This is a genomic window from Paenibacillus silagei (genome assembly GCF_017874735.1).
GTDB classification, from domain to species: domain Bacteria; phylum Bacillota; class Bacilli; order Paenibacillales; family Paenibacillaceae; genus Paenibacillus_AQ; species Paenibacillus_AQ silagei.
In genome coordinates this window covers 15510-29089 of record NZ_JAGGLV010000031.1, presented here as the reverse complement: position 1 = coordinate 29089, position 13580 = coordinate 15510, and the positions used below count along the sequence as shown (strand labels likewise).

General features: G+C 48.6%; 14 protein-coding genes. 9 read left to right on the top strand and 5 right to left on the bottom strand.

Annotated features, from left to right (window positions below; all coding sequences use genetic code 11):
* Positions 1 to 24 precede the first annotated feature (24 nt).
* From J2Z70_RS29540 to J2Z70_RS29520, 5 genes are all read right to left on the bottom strand, one after another.
* A complete protein-coding gene (locus tag J2Z70_RS29540; RefSeq protein ID WP_209878946.1) occupies positions 25 to 366 on the bottom strand; it encodes a DMT family transporter in 342 nt (113 codons plus the stop codon).
* Positions 363 to 1169 carry an HAD family hydrolase gene (locus tag J2Z70_RS29535; protein ID WP_209878944.1) on the bottom strand — a complete coding sequence of 269 codons (807 nt, stop codon included), beginning with the start codon at positions 1167 to 1169 and terminating at the stop codon, positions 363 to 365. Before J2Z70_RS29535 ends, J2Z70_RS29540 begins: the two co-directional genes overlap by 4 nt.
* A gap of 400 nt (positions 1170 to 1569) precedes the next feature.
* Entirely contained in the window at positions 1570 to 2985 is a 1416-nt protein-coding gene (locus J2Z70_RS29530) for an ABC transporter substrate-binding protein (RefSeq protein ID WP_209878942.1), read from the bottom strand.
* Positions 2986 to 3019: 34 nt separating this feature from the next.
* Positions 3020 to 3862 (bottom strand): carbohydrate ABC transporter permease, encoded by an 843-nt coding sequence (locus tag J2Z70_RS29525; RefSeq protein WP_209878940.1) that lies wholly within the window; start codon positions 3860 to 3862, stop codon positions 3020 to 3022.
* A 36-nt stretch (positions 3863 to 3898) separates the two neighbouring features.
* Positions 3899 to 4780, bottom strand: a complete 882-nt coding sequence (locus J2Z70_RS29520) for a carbohydrate ABC transporter permease (protein WP_245368620.1) — start codon at positions 4778 to 4780, stop codon at positions 3899 to 3901.
* A gap of 223 nt (positions 4781 to 5003) precedes the next feature.
* Here J2Z70_RS29520 and J2Z70_RS29515 point away from each other — a divergent pair, with 223 nt between their 5' ends.
* The 9 genes from J2Z70_RS29515 to J2Z70_RS29475 all read left to right on the top strand — a co-directional run bounded on the left by J2Z70_RS29515 (position 5004) and on the right by J2Z70_RS29475 (position 13567).
* Positions 5004 to 5582 (top strand): GbsR/MarR family transcriptional regulator, encoded by a 579-nt coding sequence (locus J2Z70_RS29515; RefSeq protein ID WP_209878936.1) that lies wholly within the window; start codon positions 5004 to 5006, stop codon positions 5580 to 5582.
* Between the two features lie 3 nt (positions 5583 to 5585).
* A complete protein-coding gene (locus tag J2Z70_RS29510; RefSeq protein WP_209878934.1) occupies positions 5586 to 6260 on the top strand; it encodes a response regulator transcription factor in 675 nt (224 codons plus the stop codon).
* Positions 6261 to 6298: 38 nt separating this feature from the next.
* Positions 6299 to 7435, top strand: a complete 1137-nt coding sequence (locus J2Z70_RS29505) for a HAMP domain-containing sensor histidine kinase (protein ID WP_209878932.1) — start codon at positions 6299 to 6301, stop codon at positions 7433 to 7435.
* A gap of 89 nt (positions 7436 to 7524) precedes the next feature.
* A complete protein-coding gene (locus J2Z70_RS29500) occupies positions 7525 to 8199 on the top strand; it encodes an ABC transporter ATP-binding protein (RefSeq protein ID WP_036731124.1) in 675 nt (224 codons plus the stop codon).
* Positions 8196 to 10625 carry an ABC transporter permease gene (locus J2Z70_RS29495; protein ID WP_209878930.1) on the top strand — a complete coding sequence of 810 codons (2430 nt, stop codon included), beginning with the start codon at positions 8196 to 8198 and terminating at the stop codon, positions 10623 to 10625. The genes J2Z70_RS29500 and J2Z70_RS29495 overlap by 4 nt, the downstream gene beginning before the upstream one ends.
* A gap of 48 nt (positions 10626 to 10673) precedes the next feature.
* Positions 10674 to 11129 carry a hypothetical protein gene (locus J2Z70_RS29490; RefSeq protein WP_209878928.1) on the top strand — a complete coding sequence of 152 codons (456 nt, stop codon included), beginning with the start codon at positions 10674 to 10676 and terminating at the stop codon, positions 11127 to 11129.
* Positions 11130 to 11258: 129 nt separating this feature from the next.
* Complete coding sequence (locus J2Z70_RS29485; RefSeq protein ID WP_209878926.1) at positions 11259 to 12212, top strand: EamA family transporter; 954 nt, start codon at positions 11259 to 11261, stop codon at positions 12210 to 12212.
* Between the two features lie 28 nt (positions 12213 to 12240).
* Positions 12241 to 13026, top strand: coding sequence for a helix-turn-helix domain-containing protein (locus J2Z70_RS29480; protein WP_209878924.1), 786 nt, complete (start codon positions 12241 to 12243; stop codon positions 13024 to 13026).
* Between the two features lie 238 nt (positions 13027 to 13264).
* Positions 13265 to 13567 carry a LiaF transmembrane domain-containing protein gene (locus tag J2Z70_RS29475; RefSeq protein WP_036731138.1) on the top strand — a complete coding sequence of 101 codons (303 nt, stop codon included), beginning with the start codon at positions 13265 to 13267 and terminating at the stop codon, positions 13565 to 13567.
* Positions 13568 to 13580: the final 13 nt, after the last annotated feature.

Below are 13580 nucleotides of genomic sequence, written 5' to 3'. Positions count from 1 at the left end.
TTGAAATATTTTATAATCGTTAGGCTAATGCCCCTTGGTACTAATGTTCAAACCAATAATTCCGGCTACAATCACAGTCACCCATAGGAGAGAGGAGCCCGTCAGCCGCTCTTCGAACAACAATGCCCCTGCCAGAGAAATCAGGAGGATACCCGCCCCGGACCATACGGCATAAGCGACTCCAACCTTAATGGAGGTGAGGGCGACACTCAGTGAGGTGAAGCTGATTCCGTAGAATACGAACATCAGCACAGAGGGCAAGGGCCGGGTGAGGCCATGCGACAGCTTCATGGAGACCGTTCCGGACAGCTCGAAGACAATAGCTAAGGCAAGAAATACCCAGGCCATGGCTCCTTCGGCCTTCATCGTACCATCCTTCGTACGCCAAGCTCCGCATAAGAGGACACGATACAATCTGCATCCGGCAAAAGAGTCCCGTCAGCCCGCGTGTCTGCCGCCAGCCCGGCGGTGATTCCGCCGGCAATCCCAATGGCTACGGCAGTGCCCGCAGCCTTCGCCATCCGCATATCTCCGTTCGTATCGCCGATCACGGCGGCTTCAGCCGGAGATACCCCCAGCCGCCCGCAGGCAAGCAGCGCCATGTCGGGGAAGGGCTTGCCCCGCTCCACCTGATCTGTGCCGATCACGGCGGTGAAATACTGGTGGATGCCCAGCCAGCGCAGATGACTCTCGGCTGCCGCCGTTTCATCGGCAGTCACTACGGCCATAGGTATGCCCTGGGCTGCGCACGCGTCCAGAAAGGGCACCAGCCCGGGAAGAGGACGGACCGGACGGCTCTGCTCCAGCATCGCATCCGCTGCATTCCGGCAGGAGTCCACCAGTTCGACCGCTTCGGCCCAGGATAGGCCGAGAGAATACCCCTGCCAGGACGCAATGGCGTACAGATCGCTCATCGTGCCCATGGCGAGCGGACCGTTGCGGTCGTAATCGGTGATCTTCCCTGCGGCATCATGAACCGTTCCCAGGAGGGAGGCCCGGTGCTGCTCAGGGAAGCTCAGTCCGCGCTGCTCAAGCTTGCGGGCGAACTGGTCCAGGAAGCACTCGCCCCAGCTTCCCCAGAGGGATACGAACTGTAGTAAGGTTCCATCCTTGTCGAACAGGATGGCCGATACGGGATAGTTTCCTTGCGGAGTGTTAAGCTCAATCACGCAGCGTCCCCCTTCATAATTTGAATAGTCAAGATGCTCTCACATTCAGATAGAAACCGCCGCCTTCATCAGACGGCAGTATATTTGTTCTTCTTTAGGAAATTATGATTTTCTTTTGTTGTGGATAAGTGCTCTTTAATTGTGCCAGCAAATGTATGCGGAAAACAGCATACATTGTGCTGGCACGCAGGCAAGTGGCCCGATGTATGCGGAAAACAGCATACATTGTGCTGGCACGCAGGCAAGTGGCCTGAATGTATGCGGAAAACAGCATACATTGTGCTGGCACACAGGCATGTGGCCCGAATGTATGCGGAAAATAGCATACATTTGCTGGCACACAGGTAATCTCATTCATCCGGTAGGATGATTTTGTTTCGCCATGCGTAGTTGAACCGTTCTATTTCAGCTTATCCAGTGCCGCCTGAGCCGTCTGCTGCGCTTCCTTCAGCGCCTCGGCTGCCGGAATATTCTCAATCTGCACCTTATCCGCTGCGATGGTCAGGGCATCATTAATTTTGCCGCCTGTCGGGTCCTGGAACGGAGGGGAAGCGTGAGCCGCCTGCTGCAATGGAATCTTGATCTGCGGATTGCTCTCACTGAAGGCGACGAATGCCGGATCTTCCAGCGCAGACTGGCGGACGCTAATATAGCCGGTGTGGATGGACCAGAAGGCCGTATTCTCGGAGCTTGTGAAGTAGGTCAGCCATTTCATCGCTGCCTGCTTCTCGGCGTCTCCGGCTTTGGCAGGAATACCGGCCATACTCGCCCCGGCGACAGGTTTGCCTTCGCCGGCTCCGGCCCAGCCCGGTTGCTCCATAGCGGAGACGACGCTGAAATCGAGGTCGCCCTGGTCGCCGCTGGAGCCGGTGTATCCGGCCGCCTGGCCTTTCATCACATCGTCAATCGTCTTGTACCAGTACTCCCAGCCTTGCCCGCCCGAATGAATGCGCATCGTCTTGTCCTCATGAATTGCTTTGCGGAAGAACTCCCAGGTGTCGATCCACTCCTGGGAATCAATCGTGACCTTGGTGCCGTCCTCACTAAGAATACTGCCTCCTTTGCTGAGAGCGGCATCAACCATATTGCCGGAGCCCCACATCGGTTCCCAGCCGTAGAAGGTGGTTTTGCCGCCTTCGGAGACGGTCATCTTTTTCGCTGCTGCAGCGAGGTCTTCCCAGGTCTTAATCTGGCTGGCGTCTATGCCGCTTTTCGCAAAAGCATCCTTACGGTAGTACATCACCTGGGTCGATCCATACATCGGGAGGAAATACTGCTTGCCGTCAACCTGGCCCTGGTTCAGGAAGGTCTGGACGAAATCCTCTTTATTGAAGTCCGGCTGCTCGGCAATCAGCTCATCCATCGCGGCGTAATAACCCTTGCGCGCCCAATCGATATTGGAGGAGAGGACCGCCGCCGGGACCTGCCCGGCAGCAATCGCTGCCTGAAGCTTCTGTTCGGTCTCTGTATAATCCCCCTGCACGATTCCCTTGACGATGACCTCCTGCTGGGAGGCGTTGAATTTCTGAATGAGCGATTCCATATTTTCACCCAGCTTGCCGCCGAGCCCATACCAGAATTCAATCGTGACCGGTGCGCCTCCAGCCGGAGCGGCATTGGCAGCAGGGACTGCGGCGGCTGCTCCGTCCGCTGTGACTGCATTGCCGGGAGCGGCATTTCCGCCGCAAGCGGTGAGCACGGAGAGTCCGGCGATCAGGGATACTGCAGACAACCTTTTGAAAATAGAAGAATTTCTCGCTGGAACGGTACTGTCCTTTAAAAGGACGGCGAAGCTGTTTCCACTTGATACGTTCATCATCATTCTCCTCTTGGGTATTGAAGTTTAGGGTTTAGCCTTTACTTGAGCCTGCGGTCATGTTGACACTTTGCATTATCGTTTTCTGCGCCAGCAGGAAGACTAGCAGCAGCGGGGCAATCGTGAAGGCGCTGGCGGCCATGATGAGCGGCCATTTCAGTCCGTAAGCACCTCCTTCCACGAAAAAGCTGCGCAGACCGGCCGAGACCAGCTGCAGGCTGGGGTCCTTCGTAATGAGCATCGGCCAGAAGTAATTGTTGTACTGGTCAATGAAGGTAATCAGCGCCAGTACAGCGAATGAGGATCTTGTGACCGGCACAAGGATCGTCCATAGAATCCGCATATGCGAGGCACCGTCCACTTCACCGGCCTCCACCAGCTCATGCGAGACTTGAAGGAAGGCCTGCCTAATAAGGAAGATCGAGAAGATACTCACACAGTTGGAGAGAATCAGGCCCGCATAGGAGTTCAGCAAGTGTAACTCGGAGAGGACCAGGTATCCGGGCAGGTAGACTGCCGTTGCAGGAACCATATAACCGAACAGAATCACTCCGGCAAAAACGCCCTTCAGGCGGAATTTCATATGCGTCAGCGCATAAGCCATCATCCCGGAATTGATTGTCTGCAGGAGGACAATGGAGACAGCGACGAAGATACTGTTACCCATATATCTGGCGAACGGCGCCTCGTTCCAGGCAGCGGCGAAGTTGCCCCACAGCGGCACCTCAGGCCAGAGTGTGGGCGGGGAGCGCCAGATCTCATCATTGGTCTTGAGGGCACTCGTAACCATCCAATAGAACGGGAAGGCCATCAGAAGAGCAAGCGTGGCGAAAAAAATCTGGCGAACCAGCCCGCTGATACGTGTGAATATAGGCAAGCGGTGAGACCTCCTTAGGAGTGGATGGGATAGCTTCTATTGATAATGAGTGGTCCGCTTGCTGATCCCGAAGGAGAGGACCGACAGCAGCATGCAGATCAAGACCAGAACGACAGCTACGGAAGAAGCCTCTCCGATCTGGAACGATTCGAAGGCGGACTGATAATACAGATAGAGCAGAGTGCGGGTGGAGCCGGACGGGCCGCCCTGGGTTAGGACATTAATCTGGTCATAGGCCTGAAGTGCCGAGACTAACTGCACCACGAATAAGAAAAGAGTAGTCGGCGAGATCAGCGGCCATGTAATCCGCAGAAACTTCTGCACCGGGCTTGCCCCGTCCAGCTCCCCGGCTTCCAGCAGGTCGGAAGGTACATTGCGCAGCGCCACCAGATAGAAGATCATTGCCCAGCCGACCGACTTCCAAATCGTGACCAGCAGGACGCCGGTTAATGCCCATTTGGGGTCCTGCAGCCAGCCGATGGAATCCAGGCCGAAGAAGTTCAGCACCGCATTGGCAAGCCCGGCTTCAGGCTGATAAATCCAGGACCAGACGATAGACACAGCGACGGTCGGCGTCACCCAAGGCGAGAACAGCAGGATCTGGTAGAGGGCTGAGCCCTTCAGCTTTCTGTTCATGAGGAGGGCCAGACCCAGTCCGAGCAGGATCACCGGCAGCACACTGCCGAGGCAGAAGAGAACGGTCACCCTCAGCGCTTTGTAAAAAGCGGGGTTACTGAGCAGATCGGTATAATTCTGCCAGCCGACAAAGGTTTTCTCCGGGCTCATGAAATCCCATTCCGTGAAGCTGAGATACAGCACATACAGCAGCGGCGCGAGCCAGAATACGGCGAAAGGGATCATGGCCGGCAGAGTGAACAGCACGGGCTTCAAGCCGCTGAATAATTTTGAATGTGTCATTTTCGTCCATATTCTCCATTTCATTCATAATGGTTGATGCGGTATAATGCAGAGGACAGCTCCTCTGTTCAAAAAAAATTGTACACTCATGAGGCAGGCTTGTGGTCAAGCGGGGGTAAAGCCCGGTCGGATTTTGTGTAAAATTTGTAGGATGATTGCGGTAAAGCTGCGGTATTGTGTAAGGTAGAGAGAACGATTCTATGTGAAAATGAGGTGCCACCTGATGAAGCAGGCCGCATTCGGCGAGGAACATCCGCACCGTTCGCCCCGGGAGCAGCTGCTTGGCCCGGTGATCGATGCCATAGCCCAGACCATGGATTTATATGGAGCGAATTATTCCTTCGGGCAGCTGTATGGGGTGATGTTCTTCGAGGACAAGCCGATGACGCTTGAGGAAATGAAGCAGGTCATGAATATGAGTAAAAGCAATATGAGCTACGGAGTCCGCTCTCTGATCGCCTCCCGGATGGTCACGAAGCTTCCGGAGAAGCGTGAGCGGAAGGAGCTGTACGCAGCGGAGACGGACTTCTTCGAGGCCTTCCGGAACTTCTTCACCCTGAAGCTTCAGCGGGAGATCGATGTCATGCAGGAAGCGATGGGAGCTGCGGTCCCCGACCTCCAGGCACTGGCCTATGCAGCAGACACACCCGAAGAGGAGCGGCAGGCCTGCCTCAGAGACTTGGAGAAGCTGGAGCACGCGGCCGAGTACTATGCCTGGCTGCAGCGGTTCGTGTCGGGGCTTGCGGAAGGAGCGATATTCGGCGGGGAACGGGGAAGTACCGGCGAGGAAGGCGGATTATGAGCTATGAATAATCAAATTCTTATTGTTGATGATGAGGCGGATATAGTTAATCTGCTGAAAGATTATTTTGAGATAAATGGTTATAAGGTCTTAACTGCGCGGAGCGGCGGGGAGGCATTACGCAAAGTAGCGTATAATCCAGGCATTATTATACTGGATATTAATATGCCGGAGATTGATGGTCTTGAGGTGTGCACTCGTATACGGGATTTCGTATCCTGCCCTATTATATTCCTGACTGCGCAAGTGGAAGAGTCAGATAAAATTAATGGCTTTCGAGTGGGCGGGGATGATTATATTGTCAAGCCGTTCAGCATTGATGAGCTTGGAGCTAGGGTAGAGGCACATCTGCGCCGTGAACGAAGACATTCTGTTAAGACACAAACCAGATTTTCAGATGATTTAGTGATCGACTACTCCGCCAGAGGGGTGTATTACAAAGGACGCGCACTTTCTTTTGCCAAGAAAGAATTTGGTATTATTGAGTTGTTGTCCATGAACAGCGGTCAAGTCTTTGATAAAGAACATATCTATGAAAAAGTCTGGGGTCTGGATCATGAAGGGGATAGCATCGTTGTTGCAGAGCATATCAGAAGAATTCGGTCTAAATTTAATGAGGTTAGTGATCACATATACATTTCAACAGTATGGGGTGTGGGCTATAAATGGGTAGGGTAATAAAAGGTTGGCGTAACTTATCCATTAGGGTGACATTTATGATCTATATGCTTGTATTTGTCCTTATTGCCGGACTCCTTAGTGTGATTACTATTACTGGGGCAGGCCAGATACGTAATAATATGTTTCTGAAGTATAACGACTCTTACACCTCAGCGGACATTGAGAATCCAGCCATTATCTATAACATGAAGGACTTTAATACAGATTATTCTTATACAGATGAACAGATTATTAAGTTATGCAGTTTTCTGGACTCCTGGTCCATTTTGATATTTTTTGGGCTAGCTACCCTGGCGGCTTCTTTGTTGTTTTACCACAATAAGCTCAAACAACCGATTGAGATTTTGCGCGAAGCTTCTGCTAAAATATCCAATAATGACTTGGATTTTCATATTCCGCAATATAACGAAGATGAAATGGGGCAGCTGTGCAGGTCTTTTGAGAGCATGAGAGCTGCTTTGGAGGATAACAACCGTCAGATGTGGCGTTCTATAGAGGACAGAAAACAGTTGAATGCAGCTTTTTCACATGATCTCCGGACACCGCTGACAGTATTAAGAGGTTACGCGGATTTTTTAAATAGATATCTGCCAGAAGATAAAATAAGCAAGGAGAAGCTACTGGATACCATAACAACCATGAGTATACATATATTACGGCTGGAGAATTATGTGCAAATTATGGGCGAGGCCCAAAAACTCGAAGATATCTCGGTAGCATGGACCCAAGTAGAGGTTTCCGTTTTTTTGAAACAACTAAGCAGTTTGGCTGAATTTCTGGCACGGGAACATTCATTGGAATTATCATTTGAAAATCAAATCGCTGAACAATCGTTGAACATTGATACAGGAATGGTTACCAGGATATACGAAAATATGATTGCCAATTCGCTTCGTTATGCAAGTCAGACGATTTCTGTACGTTTTGAATTTGTTAAAGGATTTTTTTCGATTACAGTTAATGATGATGGCAAAGGGTTCTCAAGCCAGGATCTGAAGCTTGCTACCACGCCATTTTATACAAGCAAGGCGGAAGCTGAGGAGAGCCATTATGGCATGGGGTTGAATATTTGCAAGGTACTGGCTGAGAAGCAAGGGGGCAGTATTCAGCTAACGAACAATAAGTCAGGTGGCGCCTGTGTGAAAGTTTCGATTTTGCTGCACCAAAGTTGATAAATAATAGATAACTATTGGATATCCTTTCCTAGAGAACCACTTAGGGGAGGATATTTTTGTATCCACGTATAAAGGGAGGCGCCGATATGATTCTGGAAGGAAAGAAGTTATGTAAATATTATGGCAGTGGAGAAGGTCAAGTGAAGGCAATCCACAATGTTGATTTCTCAGTGGCGAAAGGTGAGTTTATTTCTATTGTTGGGCAGTCTGGTGCAGGAAAAAGCACATTAATGCACATCATTGGGGGGTTGGATGCGCCTACAAGCGGTGAGGTCATCATAAATGGGACTTCCATTTATACATTGCCAATGAGTCAACTAGCCGTGTTTCGCCGTCGCCAGATTGGATTTGTGTTTCAGGCTTTTAATTTGGTGCCCTCACTTAATGTGTGGGAGAACATCATTTTACCCATTGGGCTGGATGGGAAGAAAGCAGATGTTAGCTATATTGAAGATATTTTAAATACTTTGGGGATCTATGAAAAGCGGGCCAGTCTGCCCACAGTATTGTCTGGCGGCCAGCAGCAAAGGGTGGCAATTGCCCGTGCATTGGCAGCTAGACCAGCTATTGTGCTCGCAGATGAACCCACAGGAAATCTCGATAGCCGTTCTAGCAACAACGTTTTGGATTTGCTGCGTTTATCCGTAGAGAAATATAACCAGACTTTGATTGTTGTAACGCATAATGACGAAGTGGCTAAGCTTGCAGGTCGGACTGTTCGAGTGGTGGACGGTTCCATTGCAGTAGAGGTAGAAGGATGAAAAATACAATTACTGTTCACAGTGTATCCCTGAAAAATCTACGTCATCACAAAAGCCGGACATTATTGACTGTAGGTACAGTCGCTTTAGCCGTAGCCTTAATTTTTGTGGTGCTGACTTATTTTTACTCTGACGACCAGAGGAGCAAGCGAGAAGCGATTAATGAGTTAGGTGCCTATCATGTGCAGTATGAGCATTTGTTGCCGGAGCAGCAACAAGCTATTGAGAATAATCCGAAGATAAAAAAGCACTATGTCTCCTATATCAGTAAAAATGTTAAGTCGGACACGTTTGAAAAATTGAATATTAATATGGCTATAAGTTATATAGAGGGAATTAATGAAGGACTGATTCAATTAATGCAAGGGAGGGCTCCGGTCGCTGACGACGAAATTGTATTGGATAAATGGGTAATTGAGGAACTTGGCTTTTCTCCTAACATAGGAGTAGTAATTCCATTGAATTTGCAAGTTATGAATGCAGGGGAAACAGAACATATAACAAAAAAATTTAAGCTAGTTGGCATTATTGATGATATCGCCGTACGTAAAACGGTTAGAGCTGGTCTAATGTTTATTTCTCAAAACCTTTCCAGGCAATATAGTCCTAACCCGGATGTTGTTTTATTTGCTCTTTTGAATTCAGACTTTAATGCTTCATCTACGGCTCACAAAATTGGTGAGGGCTCTCAGCTAAAAGATGATCAAATACAAATAAATGAACGTTACAATGGCGCATATGAGCAGAATCCGTTATCTATTCTGAAAGTAACCATTGTTGTGTTTGTAATTATAATTAGTGCAGCCATGGTTATTTATAACATATTCAATATATATATATCAGAACAGATCCGTTTATTTGGGATGATGAAAGCAATAGGAATGACTCCTAATCAACTGCGAAAGATGATTCTTACGGAAGGACTTATGATTTCGCTGGTTGGGAGTTTTATGGGGCTTTTGCTGGGGGTAGGGGGAAGTGCAGCATTTATTCCCTTCTTAGGAAATACGGCTAGTGGTAGCTCCGAATTATATGTTCAACTGTCTCCTAACATTGCTTGTATTGCTTTAATTACAGGTCTGATTCTCGTTGTATTTTCTGTTTATATTCCTGCTAAAAAAGTAGGAGGAATTACGGAGATTGCAGCTATTCGTTACAATCCCGCTGAAGATTTAGGAAAGAAAAGGCATAAGACCAAAAAAAAATTCAAAAATTCATTTAGCGGGTTCACCTTGGTATTGGCACAATTGATCCGATACCGTAAACGCACTTGGGTTACCATAACATCGATTACCCTGACAGGACTTATTTTCGTGGTCACTGGGAGTATTCTTAGTAGTATTAATATTAATAATATGGCTGGAAGTATGGTGCCTGGGGATTATAAATTAAGTACTGCTGCTTACCGTGGAACTGATGTAAACCTAGATCTGTTAAATAACAAAGTTATAAACCAAGTAGATGCTATTACTGGTGTCAAGACAGTATTAACAGAAATGTATGATGTCTTGATCTATAACAAACAAGATGCAAACCTTCATCTCAAGGACATGGCGAGTATGAAAAACCCGGAAATTCGAACGGATATTTATGCTTACGATGATGCCTTAATGAAAAATACACTCAAGATGCTCGGGAAAGATGATTCTATGCTTACAGAACTGAGAAATGGTGATAATCTCATTGCGGTCGCGGAAGATGGAAGGTACAAAGTGGGTGATAAAATTCGGATGGCTCAGTACGGAGAAGGAAAGAAAGAACGTGAATTCACTATTGTCGGTGTTTTGCCTAACTATGTTACTTATAAAGGTGATTCTTCAGAAGGGGGAGTTCTTATTGCTCATCAGGATTTGTTCAAACGATTGGGTTTAGATCAACGTATTAAGCAGATTAGTGTTTTAGTCGATCAAGGCCAACAAGGGAAGGTAGAGCAAACTCTCAAAGGGATTGCAAATGCCGATCGAAGAATAACATTCACTTCTTTTCAAGAAATATATCAAGAGTTCAATGGAATGAAGAAAGTGCTTCAATTGGCGGCTAATGGTCTTATTTCAGCATTAATGATTATTAGCATATTTAATTTAATAAATTCCAATTTAACGAGTATGAATTCTAGAAAGCGGGAAATTAGCTTAATTGAAGCTATTGGACTGTCGCGGAGTCAGCTGATTTTACAATTAGGCAGTGAAGGCTTAATGGTGATCCTAATCAGTCTGTTGTTCACTTTTTCACTGGGTATACCAGTAGGATATTATAGTGTTGAAATTTTCAAGCAATCCGCCGCCTATGTCCAATATCAACTGCCAATGACAGCCATGCTAACCCTATTATTCGCCTATTTCACAGTTCAAATAGGGACTACCTTCTACATGCAGTGGCGCTTAAGCAAGGAGAGCTTGATGGAACGAATCCGGTTTAGTGAATGAGCGAGGGACAGCAAATAGTTTAATATAATCTTGGAGGGGGAAATAATAGTGTTTCAACCTAAAGTGAATTCTACAAAAACCGTTTACAGTATATTAGTTGTGGTAATGGTTATTGCATTATCGTTAACAGCATGCGGAAGTAAAAAGGGGGATGGGATTTCTCCTGAGTATCATGGCGTAAAATACACAGGTCAAGGAGATGTGGAAACAAAAGTTAATGTAGTCATTTATAATGAAGATGATATTTTGTTTCTTCAAACCGTTAAGATTATTGATGATAACCCCACAGTCTGGAAAGCACTTCAGGCCATTTCAGACAATGCTGAACAGGGGATGCTAATCGAAAAAGATCAGAAAGGACAAATAATTAAGGTAGGTGATATTAAAAATGATAAAGAGAAGCACTGGAAACTTTTTATTAATAATACTATTGAAGAGGGAGATGTTGAGAAAGTAGGGCTTGACGAGAACCAGCCGCTAACATTGAGATACTCTAACGATTAGTCAATGTACGGGGAGAGATCATGCTATAATGTTGCCCAGGGGATGTTCTTATAAATGATAGAACGGGAGACCCCTCATAAACCTGTTTTTAGGGAAAAGGGATGACGCGGCTTGAAGCATAAGGGGAAAATGAATCAGTTATATGTGGTGGGAATAGCACTCTTATTTGTTTATTTATTTTGGGGAGGCACCTATGTAGGCATGAAGATTGCCATCGAGACGATGCCGCCCTTTCTGATGGCAGGGGTCCGCTTTTTCACGGCAGGTGTGGTCCTGTACCTCATTGCCAGAGTAAGCGGAGCGAAGCGTCCGGCCGGGCGTGAATGGCGATCCTCCGCGATTGTAGGTGCCTTGCTGCTGCTTGGGGGCAACGGGGTAGTAGCCTGGTCAGAGCAAAGAGTCTCTTCCTCCATCGCTTCGCTCATCGTAGCGGCGGTGCCTGTCTGGATGATGCTGATGGGCTGGCTTGGACGCGGCGGCAAACGGCCGAATACCGGAGTCATCGCAGGAATTGTTCTTGGACTGCTCGGCATCGCCGTGCTGGTCTTCCAGCCGGGGAAGGGAGAGGGCGGTACCGCTACCGATATGATTGGCATTATTACCTTGCTGGCAGCTTCCATAAGCTGGGCGGCAGGGTCTATGTACTCCCGAAGCGCAACCATGCCAGGTTCACCCTTGATGTCGACAGCTGCGCAGATGCTAACGGGAGGCGCGCTGCTGGTGATATTCTCTTATTTTACCGGCGACTGGTCCAGGATTGAACTCTCCGGCATTTCTATGCGCTCGTACCTGGCTCTGGCCTACCTGATCACCTTCGGCTCCATTGTCGGCTACACAGCCTATATCTGGCTGCTTAAGAATGCTGACGCTACCCTCGTCTCCACGTATGCCTTCGTTAATCCGGTAGTCGCTGTGCTGCTTGGCTGGCTGCTGGTAGGCGAACAGCTTACCTTGAACACCCTGATCGCTGCCGTGATCATTATCGGGGCTGTGGTTTTGGTGACTCTTTTCCGAAGTAAGCCACAGCCGGCGGCTACTCAAGCAGCGCTTGATATACAACCGCAGCAGCAGTCGGTACACTGAGAGCATCTTAGCCGAAGGAGTGGTAAGTATGTTTGATATGTTAAAGGTAGGCCGGAATATCGTTAGATTGAGAGGTCTAGCCAGTTTGACTCAAATGGGGCTCGCGGACAAGCTGGGCATCAGTTATCAGGCGGTGAGTAATTGGGAGAGAGGCAACAGTATGCCGGATATCTCCAAGCTTCCGCAGCTGGCAGAAATCTTTGATGTGGGAATCGACGAGATCCTCGGAGAAGGACAAGGACAGGGCTCCTGCATGATCGAGAGCGTACTGGGGCATGGCGGCACAGATTATTTTCAACGGGGGGAAGGAACGGCTCGAGAGCTTTCGGACCTTGCGCCATTACTGCAAAATGAACAGATCGGCGAAGCATTTGAGCATGTGAAGGAGGAGGCGGCAGTAGACGATCTGTTGGCACTGGCTCCATTCTTAAGCGAAGAGACCCTGGATAAGTGCGCCAAGCAGGTATTTGAAAGGGAAGGGGTGGAGCCCCTGCTGAAGCTGGCCCCTTTTGTCAGTGATGAAGCATTGGACAAACTGGGCAAGCTCGTATATGCCGCAGAAGGTCTGAAGGCACTGGTGGAGCTTGCCCCATTTGTCAGCGACGAAGCAATGGACGAGCTGGCTAAGCTGGTATATGCCACGGATGGTCTGCATGCACTGGTGGAGCTCGCTCCATATATAAGCGACGAACAACTAGACCAACTAGCTGTAGCTATTTCTACAAAAGAAGGCGTTAAAGCGCTCCTGCCCCTCGCCCCGTTCCTCAGTGAGGAGATTCTGGATAGCCTTGCTGCGCAAGCCTTCAACAAATAATGACCTTATCCTATACTCATCAACAGCCGGTACTCTGACAGAGCATCCGGCTTTTTGGTCTTTATCCCATGTGCATGCAGCCTTTCCACGGACGGGCATCACCCAGCCGCCCCCAGTCCTGCAACCATCCCCGACTAAGGTCCAGTACATAAAACCGTCCACAGTCTGTTTTGAAAGATGCGGGATTGCCCTAGAATAAGGGTATAAGAAAGAGAGCAGCGAAAGGCGGTGATAACAAATGCAAAGAAACAAAGGTAACGGACTTGCGATTGCGCTGATTGTAATCGGAGCGGTAATGCTGCTTGGCATTCTGCCTCACTTGATTTCAGGAATCTTCGGTATCCTGTTCCCGGCAGTGCTGGTTGTGCTCGGATACTATGGAATTAAGAGCGGCCGCAAGATTATCGGCTGGGTGGTGCTGTTCATCGGTGTCATGTCCCTGATCTCCAAGCTTTCCTGGATTATCGGTCCGCTGCTGGGTATTGCTCTGGTAGTGTGGGGCATCTCGGTACTCAGGGGCAAACAAAGCAGAACATACTAATACACACTGTCCA

Bases quoted from the DNA above. Each gene is read 5' to 3' on its own strand.
- J2Z70_RS29510 (WP_209878934.1), top strand. From the start codon at position 5,586: ATGAATAATCAAATTCTTATTGTTGATGATGAGGCGGATATAGTTAAT.
- J2Z70_RS29530 (WP_209878942.1), bottom strand. From the start codon at position 2,985: ATGAACGTATCAAGTGGAAACAGCTTCGCCGTCCTTTTAAAGGACAGT.
- J2Z70_RS29495 (WP_209878930.1), top strand. From the start codon at position 8,196: ATGAAAAATACAATTACTGTTCACAGTGTATCCCTGAAAAATCTACGT.
- J2Z70_RS29505 (WP_209878932.1), top strand. From the start codon at position 6,299: ATGATCTATATGCTTGTATTTGTCCTTATTGCCGGACTCCTTAGTGTG.
- J2Z70_RS29475 (WP_036731138.1), top strand. From the start codon at position 13,265: ATGCAAAGAAACAAAGGTAACGGACTTGCGATTGCGCTGATTGTAATC.
- J2Z70_RS29540 (WP_209878946.1), bottom strand. From the start codon at position 366: ATGAAGGCCGAAGGAGCCATGGCCTGGGTATTTCTTGCCTTAGCTATT.
- J2Z70_RS29480 (WP_209878924.1), top strand. From the start codon at position 12,241: ATGTTTGATATGTTAAAGGTAGGCCGGAATATCGTTAGATTGAGAGGT.
- J2Z70_RS29485 (WP_209878926.1), top strand. From the start codon at position 11,259: ATGAATCAGTTATATGTGGTGGGAATAGCACTCTTATTTGTTTATTTA.
- J2Z70_RS29515 (WP_209878936.1), top strand. From the start codon at position 5,004: ATGAAGCAGGCCGCATTCGGCGAGGAACATCCGCACCGTTCGCCCCGG.
- J2Z70_RS29500 (WP_036731124.1), top strand. From the start codon at position 7,525: ATGATTCTGGAAGGAAAGAAGTTATGTAAATATTATGGCAGTGGAGAA.
- J2Z70_RS29520 (WP_245368620.1), bottom strand. From the start codon at position 4,780: ATGACACATTCAAAATTATTCAGCGGCTTGAAGCCCGTGCTGTTCACT.